Genomic DNA, 18,871 nt, shown 5'->3' with positions numbered 1-18,871 from the left:
TCAGGCAGCGGCCTTGGGGGCGTTGACGTCCTCCGGGAGGGCGCCCTTCGCCACCTCGACGAGCGCGTTGAACGCGGCCACGTCGTTGACCGCCAGCTCGGCGAGCATGCGGCGGTCGACCTCGACACCAGCGGCCTTCAGGCCCTGGATGAGGCGGTTGTAGGTGAGACCCTGCGCGCGGGCCGCAGCGTTGATGCGCTGGATCCACAGCTTGCGGAAGTCACCCTTCTTCGCCTTGCGGTCGCGGTAGGCGTAGACGAGCGAGTGGGTGACCTGCTCCTTCGCCTTGCGGTAGAGGCGCGAGCGCTGGCCGCGGTAGCCGCTGGCGCGCTCGAGGGTCGTACGGCGCTTCTTCTGGGCGTTGACCGCCCGCTTCACGCGTGCCACGTGATGCTCCTTGCAGTGTCGGGTCCGGAAGTGCTCCGCGCGGTCGAGGACGACCGCGCAGGGAGGGTCACTTGCCGAGCAGCTTCTTGATCTTCTTGACGTCGGCGGGCGCGACGACCTGGTCCTGGGCCAGACGGCGCGTGCGGGTGCTCGGCTTGTGCTCGAACAGGTGGCGGGCGTTCGCCTGCTCGCGCATGACCTTGCCGCTCCCGGTGATCCGGAAGCGCTTCTTGGCGCCGGAGTGCGTCTTGTTCTTCGGCATGACTGCCGTCTCTCCTCGTGTCGGTCACCCGCCGCGGGCGGCGGTGACGTGGTGCGGGCCACGGGTTGCCGTGACCCGGTGCGGGTCGTGCTGGTTCAGCCGGTCAGCGCGAGCTGCGCGGGCTGGGCTTGGGGGCCGGCTTCGGCGCCGCGGGCCGGGGCGCCGCGGGCTTGACCGTCTCCGCCGGGGCCGCAGCGCTCGGCTTCGACGTGGCAGGCTTGGCGGCCGTCGGCTTCGCCGCGGGCTTGGCGGCGGCAGGCTTGGCCGACGCGGGCTTCGCGGCGGGCTTGGCCGCCGGCTTCGCCGCGGCGGGAGCCTCCGGGGCCTCGTCGGTCGGGGCGGTCGACGGAGCCTCGGCGGGCGCCTCGGCCTCGACAGCAGGGGCCTCCGCCGCCGGGGCCTGCGCCGTCGGGGTCTCGACGACGGAAGCCTGGGCGGCCGGCGCCTCGGCGACGGCCTGCTCGACGGCAGGAGCCTCGACCTCGGCGGCCTCCGCGGCCTCGGGGGCCGGGGCGTCGGTCGCAGCGGCCTGGGCCTTGCGCTCCGACTTGGTCATCCGCTGCGAGTTGATCTCGGCGGCGCGCTTGCGCTGCTCCACCTTGGCGTCGGCCTTCTTCTTGACCGGGCCGAGCACCATCGTCATGTTGCGGCCGTCCTGCTTCGGCATCGACTCGACGACACCGAGGTCGGAGACCTCCTCGGCCAGCCTCTGCAGCAGGCGCACGCCCATCTCCGGGCGCGACTGCTCGCGGCCGCGGAACATGATCATGACCTTGACCTTGTCGCCGGCCTCGAGGAAGCGGGTGACGTGGCCCTTCTTGGTGGCGTAGTCGTGCGGGTCGATCTTCAGGCGGAAGCGGATCTCCTTGAGGACCGTGTTCGCCTGGTTGCGCCGCGCCTCGCGCGCCTTCATGTCGGACTCGTACTTGAACTTGCCGTAGTCCATGAGCTTGGCGACGGGCGGACGGGCGTCCGGGGCGACCTCGACGAGGTCGAGGTCGGCGTCCTGGGCAAGCTTCAGGGCGACCGCCGTGGCAACTACGCCGACCTGCTCCCCGCCAGGACCGATGAGTCGGACCTCGGGGACGCGGATCCGATCGTTGATGCGAGGCTCGCTGATGGTGATGCTCCTAGGAATCGTCGTGAGACCACCAGGGACGGAGAAAGGCCCCCGCCCTGAGCACCAGGGTGGAGGCCTTCGGTATGCCCGACGAGGGGACGGCAGCAGCCGCACCCGCGAGGGGTGGACGCCGACTCCCCGCGCGGGGTGCCGCCGTCCGACCGGACCCGGCTCCTGTCGGCCCGGATCGAACGTGTCGATCCAGAACCCGTCGGTGCTCGGGTGGGAGGTGATCCACTTGGTGCACCCGGCAGCCCGCGCCCGGCGGCGAGGGTTCGCCGCGAGCAAGACCTACCAGGTCGGTCAGCCGTCAACGGTAGCACGGAACCGCGCCGGTCCGAAGCCGTGCGCCGCCCGAAGCCGCCCCGGCCGGGCGTGACGTCGGCGACACGCCTCCGCGCGGGCGACGTACTGGAATCATTCCAGAAAAGCCCGTACGGTCGTCCTCGTGACCACCACGAACCCGTTCACCACCACGCAGACCGGCACGCCGGTCGCCAGCGACGCCCACTCCATGACCGTGGGTGCCGACGGCGCCACCGTGCTGCACGACCGCTACCTCGTCGAGAAGCTCGCCCAGTTCAACCGCGAGCGGATCCCCGAGCGCATCGTCCACGCCAAGGGCGGCGGCGCGTTCGGCCGCTGGGAGATCACCGGCGACGTCTCGCGCTACACCCGCGCCGCGGCCTTCCAGCCCGGCACCACCGGCGAGGTCGCCCTGCGCTTCTCGTCCGTCGCCGGCGAGCTCGGCTCCCCCGACACCTGGCGCGACGTGCGCGGCTTCGCCCTGCGCTTCTACACGACCGAGGGCAACCTCGACATCGTCGGCAACAACACGCCGGTGTTCTTCATCCGCGACGCCATCAAGTTCCCGGACTTCATCCACTCGCAGAAGCGCCTGCCCTGGTCCGGCCTGCGCGACGCCGACATGCAGTGGGACTTCTGGACGCTGTCGCCCGAGTCGGCCCACCAGGTCACCTACCTCATGGGCGACCGCGGCCTGCCCACGTCGTGGCGCGAGCTCAACGGCTACGGCTCCCACACCTACCAGTGGATCAACTCCGCCGGCGAGCGCTTCTGGGTCAAGTACCACTTCATCTCCCGCCAGGGCGTCAAGAACATCACCAACGAGGAGGCCGAGCGCCTCGCGGGTGCGGACGCGGACTACTACCGCCGCGACCTCTACGAGCACATCGAGGCCGGGGACTTCCCCACCTGGGACATCAAGGTCCAGGTCATGCCGTACGAGGACGCGAAGAGCTACCGCTTCAACCCGTTCGACCTGACCAAGGTGTGGCCGCACGCCGACTACCCGCTGATCGAGGTCGGTCACTTCACCCTCGACCGCAACCCGCGCAACCACTTCGCGGAGATCGAGCAGATCGCGCTCTCGCCGGCCAACCAGGTGCCGGGCACCGACATCTCGCCCGACAAGATGCTCATGGCGCGCGTGTTCTCCTACCCGGACGCCCAGCGCTACCGCGTCGGCACCAACTACCAGTCGATCCCGGTGAACCAGCCGCACGCGGCCCCGGTGCACAACTACTCGCAGGACGGCTCGCAGCGTCACCACTTCAACGAGGTGGGCGTGCCCAACTACACGCCCAACTCGTTCGGCGGCCCGTCCGCCGACCCGACGCGGGCGGCCGAGGGCTCGTGGGCGAACGACGGCGCGCTGGTGCGCACCGCCGCCTCGCTGCACGCCGAGGACGACGACTTCGGCCAGGCCGGCACGCTGTACCGCGAGGTGTTCGACGACGCGGCCAAGGCGCGCTTCCTCGAGACGCTGACCGGTCAGGGCAAGGCCATCACGGTCGAGGCCATCCGCGAGCGCTTCTTCCAGTACTGGACGAACGTCGACAGCGAGCTCGGCGCCAAGCTGCGCACCGAGGTCGCCGTCGGCCCGGCGCCGACGCCCGTCGCCGCCGGCCAGGGCCCGGACGTCGAGCCCGTCGGCATCTGACGAGGCCCTCGCCTCTCCCCGTCCCGCCGGAGGCCGGGTCCCGCACGCGCGGGGCCCGGCCTCCGGCCGTCCGGCCCGTCCGCAGGGCCCGCCACGACACCTAGGATGACCTTCATGAGCACCGCCCCCGAGAACTCCGCCCCCGCCGGCTCCGTGGACCCGGCCGCCGTCGACGAGGTGACGCGCGACATCGCGGACGTCGCCGCCGTCGAGGTCATCACCACCGCCGCCGTCCACCTCATGAGCGCCGCCGCCGTCAAGTGCGGGCTGGCGGAGGACGCCGAGGAGCAGGGGCACCTCGACCTCGACGAGGCGCGCAAGCTCATCAACGCCCTGGCCGCCCTCGTGACCGCCTCGGCGCCCGACATCGGCAACCAGCACGCCCGCTCGCTGCGCGACGGCCTGCGCTCCCTGCAGCTGGCGTTCCGCGAGGCCTCCGTGATCCCGGACGCCCCGGGCGAGGGGCCGGGCGAGAAGTTCACCGGCTCCGTCGTCTGACCTGCTCCTCCCCCACCTTCCGTGAGCGCCTGAGGACCCGATGAGCGACGAGCGCCCTGCGGGTGCGGCACCCGTCCCGCCCTCCTACGCCCCGCCCGGCCACGGCTCGGGCCCCCACGCCGTGCCGGCCGCCGCCCCGCACGCAGCCGTCGCGGAGGCACCGCTCCCCGACGACGGTGCGGCAGCGGTGCGCCGCTCGCGACGCCGTGGCCGCGGGGCCGTGGTGCTGGCCGCGCTGCTCGTGGTCGCCCTGTGCCTGGCGGGCTACCTGTGGGTGGCGGCGGACCGGTGGCGCCAGTCGTCGGACGCCTGGCAGGAGCAGGCGCGCGCCCAGGGCGAGCGGGTCGCCGAGCTGGAGTCCCAGCTCTCGGCCGCGAGCTCCGAGCTCGCCGCGGCGCGGGAGCAGCTGGCCACCGCCACCTCGCGGATCACCGCGCTGGCCGACGAGAAGGCGCAGCTCGGTGACGAGAACGTGGCGTCGCAGCAGTACCTGGACTACCAGCGCCGGGTGAGCGAGGCGGCCGGGGTGGTGGCCAGCGCGCTGGGCCGCTGCACCTCCGGGCAGTCGCAGCTGATCGAGTACCTGCGGACGCCGGAGCGGTACGACCCCGCCGACCTGGAGCAGTTCGGCCAGCAGGTCGACACGCTGTGCGCGCAGGCGACAGCCGCCAACGAGTCCCTGCAGCAGGAGCTGCAGCAGTGAGCCGCGGCCCGGCCGGCAGACCGCCGTCCGCCGTCGGGAACGGCCGGCGTCCCGCGCGCCCCGTCCTCCTCGCCGGGGCGCTGACCGCCGCCGCAACGCTGCTCGTCGGCTGCGGTCCGGTGCCGCCGTTCCCGCCGCTGCCCTCGGAAGGACCGTCCGCGATCGCGGCGAGCGACCTCGTCCCCGGCGACGTCGCCCCCGCTGCCCCGTCCATCGCCCCCTCCGAGGCGGCGCACCTGTCGCCCGACGGCTTCGACGCCGTGCAGCGCATGGCGGTCCGCATCCGCAACGTGGGGTGCGGGGCGCTGTCGACCGGGTCGGGTTTCGCGATCGACGAGCACACCCTCATCACCAACCGGCACGTCGTCGCTGACGCATCCTCCCTCCAGGTCAGCACGTACGACGGCCGTGACCTGGAGGTGGCGGCCGCCAGCACGGCGGGGCTGGCCGACCTCGCGGTGGTCCGCACCGAAGACCCGCTGCCGTCCTTCCCGCGCCTCGGCGACGCCGACCCGGTGCCCGGCCAGCACGTCACCGTGGTCGGCTACCCGGAGGGGCGGGCGCTCACGGTCACCCAGGGAAGCGTCATCGGCGCCACCAACGACCCGCTCAACGCCAACCTCGGGCAGGTCCTGGTCACCGACGCACCCGTGGAGCCAGGCTCGTCAGGGTCGGCGGCCCTCGACGACGACGGCCGGGTGGTCGGGGTCGTCTACGCCAAGACCGACGACGGGATGTCGTTGCTGGTCCCGTTGTCGACGGTGCAGCAGGTGCTCGCCGACACCACCGCCTTCACGCCCGTCGAGCCCTGCGCCTGAGGATTCGCCCGAGGGTTCAGCGGGCGGCGGCGATGCGCAGCTCGAGCGAGTCCACCCGCTCGGCCACGACCTCCGAGGCGCCGAGCCGCGCGTTGACCTGACGCAGCACGGCGTCGAGCCCTGCCCGGTCCAGGCCGGCGTCGATCGACAGGACGACCGCGACCTCGGCCTTGCGGCCCGGCTGTGCGGCCACGCGCACCACGTGCTGCACGGGCTCGGCCGCCAGACGCACCGCCTCGGCCACCTCGGCGTCGACCACCACGCCGTCCTGCTGCGGCACGAGCGCGGGGCGCCACTCCTTGCCCTGGGCGAGCGCCCACACGGCCGGCCGGGGCACCGTCACGGTGACCGGACCGGCGGGGTCGAGCACCAGCAGCGCCCAGTCCTCGCTCACGGCGGACAGCGCGGCACGGGTCGCCTCGACCGGCACGGGTCGGGCGCTCGCCCGCCACGCCTGCATCGCTGCGACGCTCGTGAACACGGGCAGCGCCCGCCGGCCGTCGGGAGCGGCGAGCGCGACCACACCGGCCGACGCCTCCTTGTCGACGTGCATCTCCTGCCCGTCGACCACCACCGTCTCGGCGACGTCGAGCTCGGCGAGCACCGGCACCAGCACCCGCGTGGCTGCGAGCCGGGCCACGACCTCGCGCAGCGCCGCCGCGCCGGTACGGTAGCCGTCGAGCAGGCGGGCCAGCTCGGCGTCGGCCGTGCCGTCGTCCCCGGCGAACTGCGACGTGGGCTGGATGGAGCGCAGGTGGTCGGGCAGCGCCCGGCCGGCCTCAGCCCCCTCGGCGGGCGTGGCGCCGTCGCTCACGCGTCCGCCTCGGGCCGGCCCGCGACGTCGAGCGCCTCCGGCAGCGTGAACGCACCCGAGTACAGTGCCTTGCCCACCACGGCCCCCTCGACACCCTCGGGGACCAGCGCGCGCAGCGCGGCGAGGTCGTCGAGGGTCGCGATGCCGCCCGACGCGACGACGGCAGCCGAGGTGCGGGAGGCGACCTCGCGCAGCAGGTCGACGTTCGGCCCCCGCAGCGTGCCGTCCTTGGTGACGTCGGTGACCACGTAGCGGGAGCAGCCGGCCTCGTCGAGGCGCGTCAGCACCTCCCACAGGTCACCCCCGTCCTTCGTCCACCCGCGCGCGGCGAGCGTGGTGCCACGCACGTCCAGGCCCACGGCCACCTGGTCGCCGTGCTCGGCGATGACGCGTGCCGTCCACTCCGGGTCCTCGAGCGCGGCCGTCCCGATGTTGACGCGCCGGGCGCCGGTGGCCAGGGCGCGCTCGAGCGAGGCGTCGTCGCGGATGCCGCCCGACAGCTCCACCTGCACGTCGAGCTCGCGGACCACCCGCGCGAGCAGGTCGGCGTTGGACCCACGGCCGAACGCCGCGTCGAGGTCCACCAGGTGCACCCACTCGGCGCCGCCGGCCTGCCAGTCGAGCGCCGCGGCGAGCGGGTCGCCGTAGGACGTCTCGGAGCCGGCCTCTCCCTGGACGAGGCGGACGGCCTGGCCGTCGGCGACGTCGACGGCGGGCAGCAGGACGAGGCGGTCGGTCATGGGTTCTCCTGCGGTGGTCGTCGTGGTTCTCCGTGGGGCACGACCACCGGCGGCGCCCCACGGACCGGCAGCCGGGCACGGCCGCCGGTCGGTGCTAGAGGGACCGGACCCAGTTCTCCAGGAGCGTCGCCCCGGCGTCGCCGGACTTCTCCGGGTGGAACTGCGTCGCGGCCAGCGGGCCGTCCTCGACGGCGGCGACGAAGCGCGCTCCGTGCTCGGCGCTGCCGTGGTGCGACCACGTCACGCGCGGCGGGACGAAGCGCGGGTCGGCGGCGTCGTCGTGCCCCTGCGTGAAGGACTGCGCCGCGTAGGAGTGGACGAAGTAGAAGCGCTCGTCCTCGACGCCCGCCAGCAGACGGGTGCCCGCCGGCGCCTCGAGCGTGGACCAGCCCATGTGGGGTACGACAGGGGCGTCGAGCTTCTCGACGACGCCGCGCCACTGGCCCAGGCCGTCCGTCTGGACGCCGTGCTCCACACCCGAGTCGAACATGACCTGCATGCCGACGCAGATGCCCAGCACGGGCCGCCCGCCGGCCAGGCGGCGCTCGACCACCTGGTCGCCGCGGACGGCGCGGATACCGGCCATGCAGGCGGCGAACGCGCCGACGCCCGGGACCACGAGCCCGTCCGCGCCGAGCGCGGCCGTGTGGTCGGCGGTCAGCTCGACGCGGGCGCCGACGCGCTCGAGCGCACGGACGGCCGAGCGGACGTTGCCGAAGCCGTAGTCGAGCACGACGACGGACGGGCGTCCCGCACGTCCCCGGGGCTCGGCCGGGCGCGGGTTCAGCTCGGCCGACGCACCGCCGTCGGGCAGCAGCGGCGGGACCTGCGCGGCCTGGCCCCGCACGTCACCCCCGCGCACGTCGTCTCCCGGCGCCGTCACTTGTTCTTCCGTGCCTTGCGGGCCGCGGCGGTCAGCATCCGCATCGCGCGGAACCGGCCGATGCTGCGCGAAGGGACGACCCCCGGCAGGTCCGCGACCGTGATCTGACCGGTGACGAGATCCTCCAGCGCGTCGGGCGCACCACCGAGGACGAGGCCGGGAGGCAGCTTCCCCTCGGCCTGGCCGTCCTGGTAGCGGAACGCGGTCAGCTGCCCCTCGGTGCGCGTCACGAGCACCAGCGGGACCCCCGAGACGAGCTGGGACACCGCGGCGGCCGCACGCTCGGGCGCCTCGCCCGACGGGTCGCGCAGCACGGCGAGCGCGCCCACCGGGGTCGGCAGGGCGTCGACGTCGAGGTCCGCGAGGGAGCACGCGGCCGCGAGCGCCTCGGCCTCGGCCACCTGGGTGATCAGCACCGCGAGCTCGCGCTCCTTCGGGGCCGTCAGCCCGGAGAGGTCGTCAGGCACCACCACGTCGTCGGGCAGCGTGTCGGCAGGCTCCTGCGCACGGTCGGCGGGCAGGTCGGACTCGGGACGATCGGGCACCCTACAGCGCTCCCTTGGTCGACGGGACGCCCTCGACGCGCGGGTCGTGCGCGACGGCGGCACGCAGCGCGCGTGCCAGGGCCTTGAACTGTGCTTCGACGATGTGGTGGGGGTCGCGGCCCGCGAGCACGCGCACGTGCAGGCAGATGCCCGCGTGGTGCGCGATCGACTCCAGCACGTGCCGCGTCAGCGAGCCCGTGAAGTGGCCCCCGATGAGGTGGTGCTCCTGCCCTGCCGGCTCACCCTCGTGGACCAGGTAGGGGCGCCCCGAGACGTCGACGACGGCCAGCGCCAGCGCCTCGTCCAGCGGCACCGTGGCGTCGCCGAAGCGGGCGATTCCCTGCTTGTCCCCCAGCGCCTGGCGCAGCGCCTGCCCGATGACGATGGCGACGTCCTCGACCGTGTGGTGGGCGTCGATGTGGGTGTCGCCGGTGGCCTTGACGGTCAGGTCGATGAGCGAGTGCTTGCCCAGCGCCGTGAGCATGTGGTCGTAGAACGGCACCGACGTGGAGATGTCGGTGCGCCCCGTGCCGTCGAGGTCGAGCTCGACCAGCACGCTCGACTCGCTGGTCGAGCGCTCGATGCGTGCGGTCCGTGCCGCGGTGGCAGCCATCAGGCCAGGTCTCCCATCACCTCGAGGAGTGCTTCCTTGAACCGTGCCGTCTCCGCGGGCGTGCCGACGGAGACGCGCAGCCAGCCGTCGGGCCCCACCTCGCGGACGAGCACGCCACGGTCCAGCAGACCCTGCCAGACGGCGTGGCGGTCGGCGAACGTGCCGAACAGCGCGAAGTTCGCGTCGGTGTCCGCCACCACGAGCCGCGCCCCGGACGGCCCGGTCTGCGCGCGCAGCCACGTCACGAGCTCGTCCCGCTCGGCGCGCAGGGCGTCGACCTGCGCCAGCAGGGAACCGGTGTGCTGGAGGGCTCCCCGGGCCGCCGCCTGCGTCACGGCCGACAGGTGGTACGGCAGCCGCACCACCCGCAGGGCGTCGACGAGCTCTCGGCTCGCCGCGAGGTAGCCGAGCCGCAGACCGGCGGCGCTGAACGCCTTCGACATCGTGCGGGTCACCGCGAGGTGCGGGTGGTCGGCCAGCAGCTCCAGCGCCGACGGCGTGCCCTCCCGGCGGAACTCGGCGTACGCCTCGTCCACCACGACGACGGCGCCCCGCTGCCCGGCGGGAGCCTGCGGCACCTGCACCCGGGCCGCGGCGTCGAGCACCGCCCGCACCGTGTCCAGCGGCAGCGCGGTGCCCGTCGGGTTGTTGGGGCTCGCGAGCAGGATCACGGCGGGCTGCTCGGCCTCGATCACGGCCACGGCGGCGTCGACGTCGACGGTGAAGTCGGCAGCCCGGCGGCCCGTCACCCAGCGGGTGTGGGTGTCGCGCGCGTACTCCGGGTACATCGAGTACGTCGGCGCGAAGGACACGGCCGTGCGCCCGGGACCGCCGAAGGCCTGCAGCAGGTGCAGCATGACCTCGTTCGAGCCGTTCGCCGCCCACAGCTGCTCCGCCTCGAGCGCGACGCCCGACTCGCGGCCGAGATAGCCGGCCAGGTCCGCGCGCAGGGCGAGGAAGTCCCGGTCCGGGTAGCGGTTGAGCCCGCGCGCCGCCGCGGCGACCTCGGCTGCGATCGTGGCGACGACGTCCTCGGACGGGGCGTAGGGGTTCTCGTTGACGTTGAGCAGCACCGGCACGTCGAGCTGCGGGGCGCCGTACGGCTCCTCGTGCGCCAGCTCGGGGCGCAGGGGCAGACCGGCGGCCGGCTGACGTGCGGGGGCGGGCTGGGTCGTCACGCCGTCAGTCTACGGAAGCGGCGGCGCGGGTCGGCCGGACTTCTCGGGCGGCGGACGTCGCGGACGTCACACGTCCGGGGACGCGCTCCCTCCCCGGTCCTGCCGTCCGCCGGATGTCCCCGTCCAGGTCCTGCGCACGGGCGCGGGGGCGTGCACGCCCCCCGTCAGCCCGCCAGGACGACGTCGGCGCCCTCGACCCTCACCGCGATCTCCGGCAGCGGGTCCACGGCCGGCCCCACCAGCACCGTCGCGTCGCCCAGGGCGAAGCGCGACCCGTGGCACGGGCAGTCGAGCGCGCCGTCGGCGGGCACCACGCGGCAGCCGGCGTGCGTGCACAGGGCGCTGAACAGGTGGACCTCGTCCTCGGCCGGGCGGGTGACCAGGACCCGGTGGCCGTCGAGCTGGGCGGACACGGCACCGCCCACGGGGACGTCCGCGAGCGCCACGACGCGCGTGCCAGGAGCCAGCGCGCCGAGGGCCTGCGCCTCCCCCTGCGGCGTCGGGCGCTCCTCGGCGCAGGCGGCCAGGACGCACGCTCCGGCGACGGCCGCCCCGGTGCCCATGAGCACCTGTCGGCGCGTCGGGCGCGGAGCCGGCGTGGCCGCGACGGAGGCCGGGCCCGTGGTGGCGCGGGCTGCGGCGTCGGCGGGGGTGCTGGGCGTGGCAGGGGCAGCGGGCACTGCAGGGCCGGTAGGGCCGGTAGGGCCGGGCGTGGTCACTCGGGCGTCCTCTCGTCGTCGTCCGACCCCATCATGGCCGGACCCTGCCCCCGGTCCCTACTCCGGGCCGGCTGCGCACCGCCCCGCACCGCCGGCGGCGGGGCGTGGGCGCCGGCCCCTACGATCGCAGGGTGACCGATCCTTACGCCGACCTCGTGTTCGAGCCGATCGAGCCGCCCGACGACGGCCTGCCGCCCGAGCCGGAGGACCTGCCCGCGGACGCGGTGCAGGCTCAGGGCGTCCCCCCGCAGGGGGTCCAGGACCGCCGCGCGGCCCACGACGCGCCCGGCGCCGTGCCGCACGGTGCGGCGAGCCGCGTGCCGGAGGACGCCACCACCCCGGCGGCCGGTGGCGCGCAGGCCACGGCAGCGAGCGTGGACGCGGCCCGGAGAGCCAAGCTCGCGATGCTTCGCGGGCTCATGGACAGCGCCGCGAGCGGCGAGGGCGGGGCCAGCACGCTGCGCGAGGAGGCCGAGGCGGCGCTGCGCGCGCTGGTCGGGCGCGACGAGGCGGCGCTGCGCGAGGACCAGTGGCGGGCGATCGAGGCCCTGGTCGCCTTCCGCCGCCGCGCCCTCGTGGTGCAGCGGACCGGGTGGGGCAAGTCGGCCGTGTACTTCGTGGCCACGTCGCTGCTGCGGGCCCGGGGTGCCGGTCCTACCGTCATCGTCTCGCCGCTGCTGGCCCTCATGCGCGACCAGATCTCCGCGGCGGCCCGGGCAGGCATCCGTGCGGTGACGATCAACTCGTCCAACGTGACCGAGTGGGAGCAGGTGCACGCCCAGATCGCCGCGGGCGAGGTCGACGTGCTGCTGTGCTCCCCCGAGCGGCTCAACAACCCCGCCTTCCGCGACGAGGTGCTGCCGCGGCTGGCCGCCGACGCCGGCCTCGTCGTCGTCGACGAGGCGCACTGCATCTCCGACTGGGGCCACGACTTCCGGCCGGACTACCGCCGCATCCGCACCCTCCTGGCCGACCTGCCCGCCGGCATCCCCGTCCTCGCCACCACGGCCACCGCCAACGAGCGCGTCACCCGTGACGTGGCCGAGCAGCTCGCCGTGCGCTCGGCCACCGCCGCCGAGACCCTCTCCGAGGACGTCCTCGTGCTGCGCGGCGGCCTGGACCGCGAGTCCCTGCACCTGGCCGTGCTCGAGCTGCCCGACCAGCCCACGCGCGTCGCCTGGCTGGCCGAGGCGCTCCAGGACGTCGAGGGATCGGGCATCGTCTACTGCCTCACCGTCTCCGCCGCCGAGCAGGTCGCCGAGCAGCTGCGCACGGCGGGTCTCGCCGTCGCCGCCTACACCGGCCGGACGGACCCGACACAGCGCGAGGCCCTCGAGGAAGACCTCAAGGAGAACCGGGTCAAGGCGCTCGTGGCCACCTCCGCCCTGGGCATGGGGTTCGACAAGCCCGACCTCGCGTTCGTGGTGCACCTGGGTGCCCCCAGCTCCCCGATCGCGTACTACCAGCAGGTGGGCCGCGCCGGCCGCGGGGTCGACGACGCCGTCGTGGTGCTGCTGCCCGGCCAGGAGGACCGGGCCATCTGGGAGTGGTTCGGGTCCCAGGCGTTCCCCGCGGAGGACCAGGTGCGCGCCACGCTCGCCGCCCTGCGGCAGGCGGACGGCGCGCTCTCGACCGCCGCGCTCGAGCCCCTCGTGGACCTCAAGCGCTCACGCCTCGAGACGATGCTCAAGGTGCTCGACGTCGACGGGGCGGTGCGCCGCGTCCAGGGCGGCTGGGTGGCCACGGGCCGGGAGTGGGTCTACGACGCCGAGCGCTACGCCCGCGTGGCGGCGACGCGAGAGGCCGAGCAGCAGGCGATGGTCGACTACGTCGCCACGCCGGGGTGCCGGATGGCGTTCCTGCGCCGCCAGCTCGACGACCCCGAGCTGGCGGTGTCCGCGGGCGAGGCGTGGCGCTGCGGACGGTGCGACCGCTGCGGCGGCGTCGACCTGCCGCAGCCCCCGGACGCGGAGGCGGTGGCCGCCGCCCGGCACGAGATGGACCGGCCCGGGGTGGAGGTCGAGCCCCGCAAGATGTGGCCGTCCGGCCTCGCCGCGCTCGGGCTGGACCTGCGCGGCAGGCTCGGGGCGGACGAGCTGGCCGAGCCGGGCCGGGCGGTCGCGCGGCTCGACGGCCTGGGCTGGTCGGGGCCGCTGCGCGACCTCCTCGCACCCGCGACCCCCGACGGCGAGGTGCCGGTGCCGCTGCGCCGCGCCGCCGCCCGCGTGCTCGACGACTGGGCGGCCCTGCGCGAGCCCGTCGACGAGGCCTCCCGCACCGACAGCGCGGTCGGCCCTGGGGGCGACACCGGGGTCGGCGCCGCGGGAGCACCGGACGGCGCGGCACAGGAGCCGGCAGCTCTGGACGGCGCCGCCGCGCCTGCCCGGGGCACGCTCCTCGTGGAGGGGGTGGTCGCCGTCCGCTCGACCACCCGCCCGCAGCTCACGTACCACCTGGCGAGCGGGCTGGCCGCCTACCTGGGCGTGCCGCTCGTCGGCGCGGTGGGCCCCGTCGCGGGTCAGGAGGCTCCCGGCCGGCACGACGTGAACTCCGCGATGCGCCTGGCCGGCGTGGCTCGCCGGCTCGAGCTCCAGCTCGCCGAGCCGGCGCTGCGCGGGCTGCCGGGCCGCACGCTGCTCCTGGTCGACGACTGGACCGAGTCCGGATGGACGCTCACCGTGGCCGCGAGGCTCTTGCGCCAGGCGGGGGCCGCACGGGTCTTCCCGTTCGTGCTGGGCGTGCGCTGAGCGTCAGAGACCCTCGAGGTGCACTGCCTTGCGCACCGTCATCTCGTCGAGCAGGTCGGGTCCGTAACCGGCTCCACCGCCGCTGCCGCGGCGCGGGTCGGCCGACCCTCCGGGGGCTCCGCCGAACACCGCGTTGACCTTGACGGTGCCCACCTCGAGCGCGTCGGCCGCCCGCAGCGCGTGGTCGAGCCGCGGCGTGAGCACCGTGGCCGCCAACCCGTACGCGGACTGCGAGGCCCGGCGCAGGGCCTCCTCGAAGTCCGCGACGCGAACGACGGGTGCCACGGGTCCGAAGGTCTCGTCGGTGAGCAGGGCCACGCCGTCAGGCACGCGGTCGAGCACCGTGGGCGCGTAGAAGGAGCCCGGCCGCTCCAGCCGGCTGCCGCCGGTGACCACCTGCGCCCCGGCGTCGACAGCGGCGCCCACGTGCGCCTCGACGACGGCGAGCTGCTCGTCGTCGACCATCGGCCCCAGCGTCGTGGCCGGGTCGGCGGGGTCCCCGACGACGAGGGCCTCGGCGCGCCGCGCGAGCTCGGCCACCACGGCGTCCGCCACGTCCTCGACCACGTACACGCGCTCGACGGCGGTGCACAGCTGCCCGGCGTTCGTGAACGCCCCGACGGCGATCTGCTCGGCTGCGAACCGGGGGTCCACGCCGGTGTCGACGAGGATCGGGTCCTTGCCGCCGTTCTCCAGGAGGGCGCGGGCCCCGCGCGCACCGACCGTCGCGGCGATGCGCCGCCCCGCCGCCGTCGACCCCACGTGCGCGACGAGCGCCACGTCGTCGTGCGCGACCAGCGCCTGCCCCGTGGCCGCGTCACCGCTGAGGACCGTCAGCACCCCGGGCGGCAACGCCTGGGCCACCAGCTCGGCCATCCGGACACCGGGTGCGTCGCTGCGCTCGGACGGCTTGTGCACCACCGTGTTGCCGGTGACGAGCGCTGCGGCCAGCAGACCCGCTGCCGCGGGGTACGGGTCGTTCCACGGGGTGATCACCGCGACCACGCCGCGCGGCTCCCGGCGCACCACGTCCAGCGCCAGCGGGTCGCCGGCCAGCGTGCGCCCAGCGCGGCCCAGCCCGGCGACGGCGGCCTCCTCCAGGAGGTCGGCCGCCACGGCGGCCGAGGCCCGCGACTCGGCCAGCAGACGTCCCGTGGTGGCGCACAGGAGCGAGCCCAGCTCGTCGACCGCGCCGCGCAGCGCGGCCGCCGCCTCCCGCAGCATCCCGGCACGCACCGCCGGGGCCGTGGCACGCCACCCGGGGAACGCCTCCCGAGCGCGCCGCACGGCCTCGTCCACCTCGGCGGAGCCCGCGCAGACGACCTCTCGCCCGGGCTGCCCGGTCACCGGGTCCAGCCGCTCGAGCCGGCGCGCGGTGTCACGGGTGGGGGACGGGGCGGTCGTGGTCATCGAGGCCTCCAGGTGTGGGCGGACCCGGCCGCCACGGGGAACAGCACCAGCGGGAGCGCGGGTGACGTGCAGACCGAGCCTCCGGCAGCGGGCACCCGCTCGCCATCGCTGTGCCCCGGGCACCACGGTTGCGAGCGCCGCCGGCCTCCAGGAGAACGGCAGGATGAGCGCAGCGAGCACGCCGGCACCGGACGGCCGCACCGGGGCCGCCGGAGGCACCTCCCGAGACGTCAGCGAGGGCCGCGCCGCGACGGCGGGGCACGCCACGCACAGGGACAGCACGCACGAGGACGACCGTGTCACCGTGGTGGTGATGAGCCGGGACCGCCGCGCTGACCTGGCGGCGAGCATGCCGCGCCACCGAGCACCGGTGGTCTACGTCGACAACGGCTCCTCGGACGGCAGCCCGGAGACCGTCGGCGGGGTACGGCCCGACGCCCGGGTGGTGCGCCTGCCGGCGAACGTCGGCGCCCCGGCACGAACCGTGGGGGTGCGCGCGGCCGGCACCCCTTACGTGGCGTTCGCCGACGACGACTCGTGGTGGGCCCCCGGTGCGCTGCGGACTGCCGCCGAGCTGCTCGACGCCCACCCGCAGGTCGCCGTGGTGCAGGCGCGCATCCTGGTCGGGCCCGAGGAGCGCGAGGACCCGCTGACGGCGCAGCTGCGCGCCTCGCCGCTCGCGGCCGACGGGCTGCCCGGGCCGCGGCTGCTCGGGTTCGTCGCCTGCGGCGCCGTGGTGCGGCGCACCGACTTCCTGGCCGCGGGCGGGTTCGACCCGGCGGTCCCCTTCCCCGGCGAGGAGGAGGTGCTGACCCTCCGGCTCGCCGCCTCGGGGCGGGCCCTGGTGTACGCCGACCACCTCGTCGCGCACCACCACCCCTCGCCGTCGCGCCACTCCCCGGCTGCCCGGCGCCGGGCCGTCGCCCGCTCGGCGCTCACCAGCGCCCTGCTCCTGCGCCCCTGGCGTGTGGTCGCGGCCCGGTCCGTCGTCTCCGTCCGGGCCGGCGGCGTCAGGCACCTGCGGGCAGCGCTGCCGACGGCGCGGCAGGCGCTCTCGGCGCTGCGCCGGCGTCGTCGTCTGCCCGCCGGCGTGGAGCAGGACCTGCGGCTCGTCGGTCAGGGCTGATCGGAGCGGGCACGCCGCGTCGCCAGCCGGGCCGGTGCGCTCCTGGGCCGGGACACCCGGTACCCGTCCTGCGACACGGCGCCCGGCACACTATTCGCGCGCGGCGAACCACTCCTCGCGCAGCACACCGCAGACCACCGAGTCGTAGCGCACCCCGTCCACCACACGGGCGTCCCGGAACCGGCCCTCCTCCACAAACCCCAGCGCCCGCGCCACCGACAGCATCGGCACGTTGCCCGACCAGGTCGCGAGGTCCAGACGCACCCAGTCCGTGCGTGCGAACAGGAACGACGTCCACAGCGCCAGCGCCTCGCGGCCGACACCCCGGCCCCGGACCGCCGGGTCGTACAGCACGATGCCCGTCCGCGCCCAGCCCGTCGCCTCCGACTCCCAGTACCAGGACACGACGCCGAGCAGCCGGCCCTCCCGGTCCGCCACCACGGCCCGCGAGGGCGGCAGGCCCTCCCCGCCGTCGGGCACCTGCGTGGCGATCCGCCGCGCGTACGCCGCCGCCTCCTCCTCCGACGGCCGCGGAAGGTAGGGCGCGTCCCACCGGTGCCAGTCGTGGTGCGGACGCAACCACTCCCGCACGAGCGGCTCGTCCTGCGGCAGCCCCGTGCGCAGCACGCAGCGATCCCCCACCAGCGGCAGCCTCGCCGCCCGCTCCCCCGACAGCACGCCTACTGGAACCGGCCCCGGACCGCCTCGCCGTGCGCCGGCAGGTCCTCGTCGGTCGCCACGGCCACGATCCGGTCGGCGAGGTCACCGAGCGCGTCACGCGTGTACTCGACGACCTGCACCGACTTGAGGAACGAGAGCACCCCGAGCGCGCTCGCGTAACGCGCGGTGCCCCCGGTGGGCAGCACGTGGTTCGACCCCGCCATGTAGTCCCCCAGCGACACCGGCGACCACGGCCCGACGAAGATCGCGCCGGCGTTGCGCACCCGGTCTGCGAGCGCCGCTGCGTCCACCGTCTGGATCTCCAGGTGCTCGGCGCCGTAGGCGTCCACCACCGCCAGCCCCTGCTCCAGGTCCTCCACCAGCACCACCGCCGACTGCGGGCCGGACAACGCCTGGAGCACGCGGCCCGCGTGCTTCGTGGCCTCTGCGAGGTCGACCAGGCGCGCCTCGACCGCGACGGCGAGCTCGACCGACGGCGTCACCAGCACGGACGCCGCCATCGGGTCGTGCTCGGCCTGGCTGATCAGGTCGAGGGCGACGTGGCCCGGGTCGGCCGTGGCGTCGGCCAGGACGGCGATCTCCGTGGGGCCCGCCTCGGCGTCGATCCCCACCACCCCGCGGACCAGGCGCTTCGCCGCGGCCACGTACACGTTGCCCGGGCCAGTGACCACGTCCACCGGCTCGCACAGCACCGCGCCGTCCTGCGGCTCCGAGCCGTCCGCACCGTAGGCGAACATGGCCACGGCCTGAGCCCCACCGACGGCGTACACCTCGCCCACGCCGAGCAGCGCGCACGCCGCCAGGATCGTCGGGTGCGGCAGGCCACCGTGGTCACGCTGCGGCGGCGAGGCCAGGGCGATGCCCTCCACACCGGCCGCCTGGGCGGCGACCACGTTCATGATGACGCTCGAGGGGTAGACGGCCAGGCCGCCCGGTGCGTACAGGCCCACGCGCTGGACGGGCACGTAGCGCTGGCGCACCACCGCACCGGGCGCCAGCTCCGTCGCGTGCTCGGCGGGAACCTGCGCGGCGTGCACCGCCCGCACCCGGCGGATCGCTTCCTCCAGCCCCTCGCGCACCCGCGCGTCGAGCCCGGCCAGGGCGTCCTCGAGCGCCTCGGCCGGGACGCGCAGCGCGCCCGGGCGCACCCCGTCGAACCGCTCGGCGACGTCACGCAGCGCTGCCGCGCCGCGGCGACGCACGTCAGCCACGATCGGCTCGACGGCGGCGAGCGCCTCGTCGACGCCGACCTCGGCCCGCGGGAGCACGTCCAGCAGGTCCTTGCGCGAGAGGGTCTGGCCGCGGAGATCGATGCGCTGGATCACCCGGCCAGTCTAGGCGTCCGGGACCGGGGCCGAGGCGGAGACAATGGACCCATGAGCACCCCTGACAGCACGCCCGAGGTCCCCGTCCGCGACGAGACGATCCGCCTCGGGCAGTTCCTCAAGCTGGCCGACCTCGCCGAGTCGGGCAGCCACGCCCGCGACCTGGTCGCCGACGGCGAGGTCAGCGTCAACGGCGTGGTCGAGACGCGTCGTGGCCGCCAGCTCGTCAAGGGAGACGTGGTCACCGTGACGCACCCCCAGGGCGCGGCCTCCGCCGTCGTCGGCTGACCGCCGCGGGCCCGGCAGCCCCGTGCCGCCGTGCCGCCGCCGGCCCGGTGC

Annotated in this window: 20 protein-coding genes; 7 read left to right on the top strand and 13 right to left on the bottom strand. The window is 75.3% G+C overall.

The annotated features are described in order from the left end of the window. From rplT to infC, 3 genes are all read right to left on the bottom strand, one after another. The gene (rplT, locus tag DNL40_RS03750; protein ID WP_111249829.1) at positions 1-387 is read right to left on the bottom strand and encodes a 50S ribosomal protein L20; all 387 of its coding nucleotides are present in this window, start codon (positions 385-387) and stop codon (positions 1-3) included. 67 nt (positions 388-454) lie between these two features. After that, positions 455-649, bottom strand: a complete 195-nt coding sequence (rpmI, locus tag DNL40_RS03745; RefSeq protein WP_111249828.1) for a 50S ribosomal protein L35 — start codon at positions 647-649, stop codon at positions 455-457. A 103-nt stretch (positions 650-752) separates the two neighbouring features. Then, the gene (gene infC / locus DNL40_RS03740; RefSeq protein WP_245885643.1) at positions 753-1,718 is read right to left on the bottom strand and encodes a translation initiation factor IF-3; all 966 of its coding nucleotides are present in this window, start codon (positions 1,716-1,718) and stop codon (positions 753-755) included. 499 nt (positions 1,719-2,217) lie between these two features. Here infC and DNL40_RS03735 point away from each other — a divergent pair, with 499 nt between their 5' ends. From DNL40_RS03735 to DNL40_RS03720, 4 genes are all read left to right on the top strand, one after another. Then, complete coding sequence (locus DNL40_RS03735; RefSeq protein ID WP_281268416.1) at positions 2,218-3,732, top strand: catalase; 1,515 nt, start codon at positions 2,218-2,220, stop codon at positions 3,730-3,732. 114 nt (positions 3,733-3,846) lie between these two features. Further along, complete coding sequence (locus DNL40_RS03730; protein WP_111249939.1) at positions 3,847-4,230, top strand: DUF1844 domain-containing protein; 384 nt, start codon at positions 3,847-3,849, stop codon at positions 4,228-4,230. Positions 4,231-4,270: 40 nt separating this feature from the next. After that, positions 4,271-4,933 carry a hypothetical protein gene (locus DNL40_RS03725; protein ID WP_245885612.1) on the top strand — a complete coding sequence of 221 codons (663 nt, stop codon included), beginning with the start codon at positions 4,271-4,273 and terminating at the stop codon, positions 4,931-4,933. Further along, positions 4,930-5,751, top strand: coding sequence for a S1C family serine protease (locus DNL40_RS03720; RefSeq protein WP_111249827.1), 822 nt, complete (start codon positions 4,930-4,932; stop codon positions 5,749-5,751). Before DNL40_RS03725 ends, DNL40_RS03720 begins: the two co-directional genes overlap by 4 nt. A 16-nt stretch (positions 5,752-5,767) precedes the next feature. On the opposite strand, the gene DNL40_RS03715 is transcribed toward DNL40_RS03720, so the two are convergent. The 7 genes from DNL40_RS03715 to DNL40_RS03685 all read right to left on the bottom strand — a co-directional run bounded on the left by DNL40_RS03715 (position 5,768) and on the right by DNL40_RS03685 (position 11,204). Beyond that, positions 5,768-6,505, bottom strand: coding sequence for an SseB family protein (locus DNL40_RS03715; RefSeq protein WP_111249937.1), 738 nt, complete (start codon positions 6,503-6,505; stop codon positions 5,768-5,770). A 56-nt stretch (positions 6,506-6,561) separates the two neighbouring features. Next, positions 6,562-7,305, bottom strand: coding sequence for a bifunctional 1-(5-phosphoribosyl)-5-((5-phosphoribosylamino)methylideneamino)imidazole-4-carboxamide isomerase/phosphoribosylanthranilate isomerase PriA (priA, locus tag DNL40_RS03710; protein ID WP_111249826.1), 744 nt, complete (start codon positions 7,303-7,305; stop codon positions 6,562-6,564). 94 nt (positions 7,306-7,399) lie between these two features. Continuing rightward, positions 7,400-8,092 (bottom strand): imidazole glycerol phosphate synthase subunit HisH, encoded by a 693-nt coding sequence (gene hisH, locus DNL40_RS03705; RefSeq protein WP_179950927.1) that lies wholly within the window; start codon positions 8,090-8,092, stop codon positions 7,400-7,402. Between the two features lie 92 nt (positions 8,093-8,184). Further along, on the bottom strand, positions 8,185-8,733 hold the full coding sequence (locus DNL40_RS03700) for a hypothetical protein (RefSeq protein WP_111249825.1): 549 nt from the start codon (positions 8,731-8,733) through the stop codon (positions 8,185-8,187). A 1-nt stretch (position 8,734) separates the two neighbouring features. Then, complete coding sequence (gene hisB, locus DNL40_RS03695) at positions 8,735-9,346, bottom strand: imidazoleglycerol-phosphate dehydratase HisB (protein ID WP_111249824.1); 612 nt, start codon at positions 9,344-9,346, stop codon at positions 8,735-8,737. Beyond that, the gene (locus DNL40_RS03690; protein ID WP_111249823.1) at positions 9,346-10,524 is read right to left on the bottom strand and encodes a histidinol-phosphate transaminase; all 1,179 of its coding nucleotides are present in this window, start codon (positions 10,522-10,524) and stop codon (positions 9,346-9,348) included. The genes hisB and DNL40_RS03690 overlap by 1 nt, the downstream gene beginning before the upstream one ends. Before the next feature lie 164 nt (positions 10,525-10,688). Next, positions 10,689-11,204, bottom strand: coding sequence for a QcrA and Rieske domain-containing protein (locus tag DNL40_RS03685; RefSeq protein WP_245885611.1), 516 nt, complete (start codon positions 11,202-11,204; stop codon positions 10,689-10,691). 443 nt (positions 11,205-11,647) lie between these two features. On the opposite strand from DNL40_RS03685, the gene DNL40_RS03680 reads away from it, so the two are divergent. Continuing rightward, positions 11,648-13,990 carry a RecQ family ATP-dependent DNA helicase gene (locus DNL40_RS03680; RefSeq protein WP_111249934.1) on the top strand — a complete coding sequence of 781 codons (2,343 nt, stop codon included), beginning with the start codon at positions 11,648-11,650 and terminating at the stop codon, positions 13,988-13,990. 3 nt (positions 13,991-13,993) lie between these two features. Here DNL40_RS03680 and DNL40_RS03675 read toward each other — a convergent pair whose 3' ends face one another. Further along, complete coding sequence (locus DNL40_RS03675) at positions 13,994-15,400, bottom strand: aldehyde dehydrogenase family protein (RefSeq protein ID WP_111249822.1); 1,407 nt, start codon at positions 15,398-15,400, stop codon at positions 13,994-13,996. 163 nt (positions 15,401-15,563) lie between these two features. Here DNL40_RS03675 and DNL40_RS16885 point away from each other — a divergent pair, with 163 nt between their 5' ends. After that, positions 15,564-16,526, top strand: coding sequence for a glycosyltransferase family 2 protein (locus tag DNL40_RS16885; RefSeq protein ID WP_218925981.1), 963 nt, complete (start codon positions 15,564-15,566; stop codon positions 16,524-16,526). A 90-nt stretch (positions 16,527-16,616) separates the two neighbouring features. Here DNL40_RS16885 and DNL40_RS03665 read toward each other — a convergent pair whose 3' ends face one another. Together DNL40_RS03665 and hisD are read right to left on the bottom strand one after the other, a co-directional pair. After that, positions 16,617-17,153: a GNAT family N-acetyltransferase gene (locus tag DNL40_RS03665; RefSeq protein WP_111249932.1), complete on the bottom strand. Its 537-nt coding sequence runs from the start codon at positions 17,151-17,153 to the stop codon at positions 16,617-16,619. A 53-nt stretch (positions 17,154-17,206) separates the two neighbouring features. Then, positions 17,207-18,532 carry a histidinol dehydrogenase gene (gene hisD, locus DNL40_RS03660; protein WP_111249821.1) on the bottom strand — a complete coding sequence of 442 codons (1,326 nt, stop codon included), beginning with the start codon at positions 18,530-18,532 and terminating at the stop codon, positions 17,207-17,209. Positions 18,533-18,583: 51 nt separating this feature from the next. Here hisD and DNL40_RS03655 point away from each other — a divergent pair, with 51 nt between their 5' ends. After that, a complete protein-coding gene (locus DNL40_RS03655) occupies positions 18,584-18,820 on the top strand; it encodes an RNA-binding S4 domain-containing protein (RefSeq protein WP_111249820.1) in 237 nt (78 codons plus the stop codon). Positions 18,821-18,871 lie beyond the last annotated feature (51 nt).

It is taken from the genome of Xylanimonas oleitrophica, assembly GCF_003244315.1.
Classification (GTDB): Bacteria; Actinomycetota; Actinomycetes; order Actinomycetales; family Cellulomonadaceae; genus Xylanimonas_A; species Xylanimonas_A oleitrophica.
The sequence above is the reverse complement of the archived record's forward strand: the minus strand, read 5'-3'. Positions and strand labels throughout refer to the sequence as shown.

What these genes read in the sequence shown, in the direction of transcription:
- rpmI (WP_111249828.1), bottom strand. Translation starts at nt 649, where the DNA reads ATGCCGAAGAACAAGACGCACTCCGGCGCCAAGAAGCGCTTCCGGATC.
- DNL40_RS03730 (WP_111249939.1), top strand. Translation starts at nt 3,847, where the DNA reads ATGAGCACCGCCCCCGAGAACTCCGCCCCCGCCGGCTCCGTGGACCCG.
- DNL40_RS03725 (WP_245885612.1), top strand. Translation starts at nt 4,271, where the DNA reads ATGAGCGACGAGCGCCCTGCGGGTGCGGCACCCGTCCCGCCCTCCTAC.
- priA (WP_111249826.1), bottom strand. Translation starts at nt 7,305, where the DNA reads ATGACCGACCGCCTCGTCCTGCTGCCCGCCGTCGACGTCGCCGACGGC.
- hisB (WP_111249824.1), bottom strand. Translation starts at nt 9,346, where the DNA reads ATGGCTGCCACCGCGGCACGGACCGCACGCATCGAGCGCTCGACCAGC.
- DNL40_RS03680 (WP_111249934.1), top strand. Translation starts at nt 11,648, where the DNA reads ATGCTTCGCGGGCTCATGGACAGCGCCGCGAGCGGCGAGGGCGGGGCC.
- DNL40_RS03675 (WP_111249822.1), bottom strand. Translation starts at nt 15,400, where the DNA reads ATGACCACGACCGCCCCGTCCCCCACCCGTGACACCGCGCGCCGGCTC.
- DNL40_RS16885 (WP_218925981.1), top strand. Translation starts at nt 15,564, where the DNA reads ATGAGCGCAGCGAGCACGCCGGCACCGGACGGCCGCACCGGGGCCGCC.
- DNL40_RS03655 (WP_111249820.1), top strand. Translation starts at nt 18,584, where the DNA reads ATGAGCACCCCTGACAGCACGCCCGAGGTCCCCGTCCGCGACGAGACG.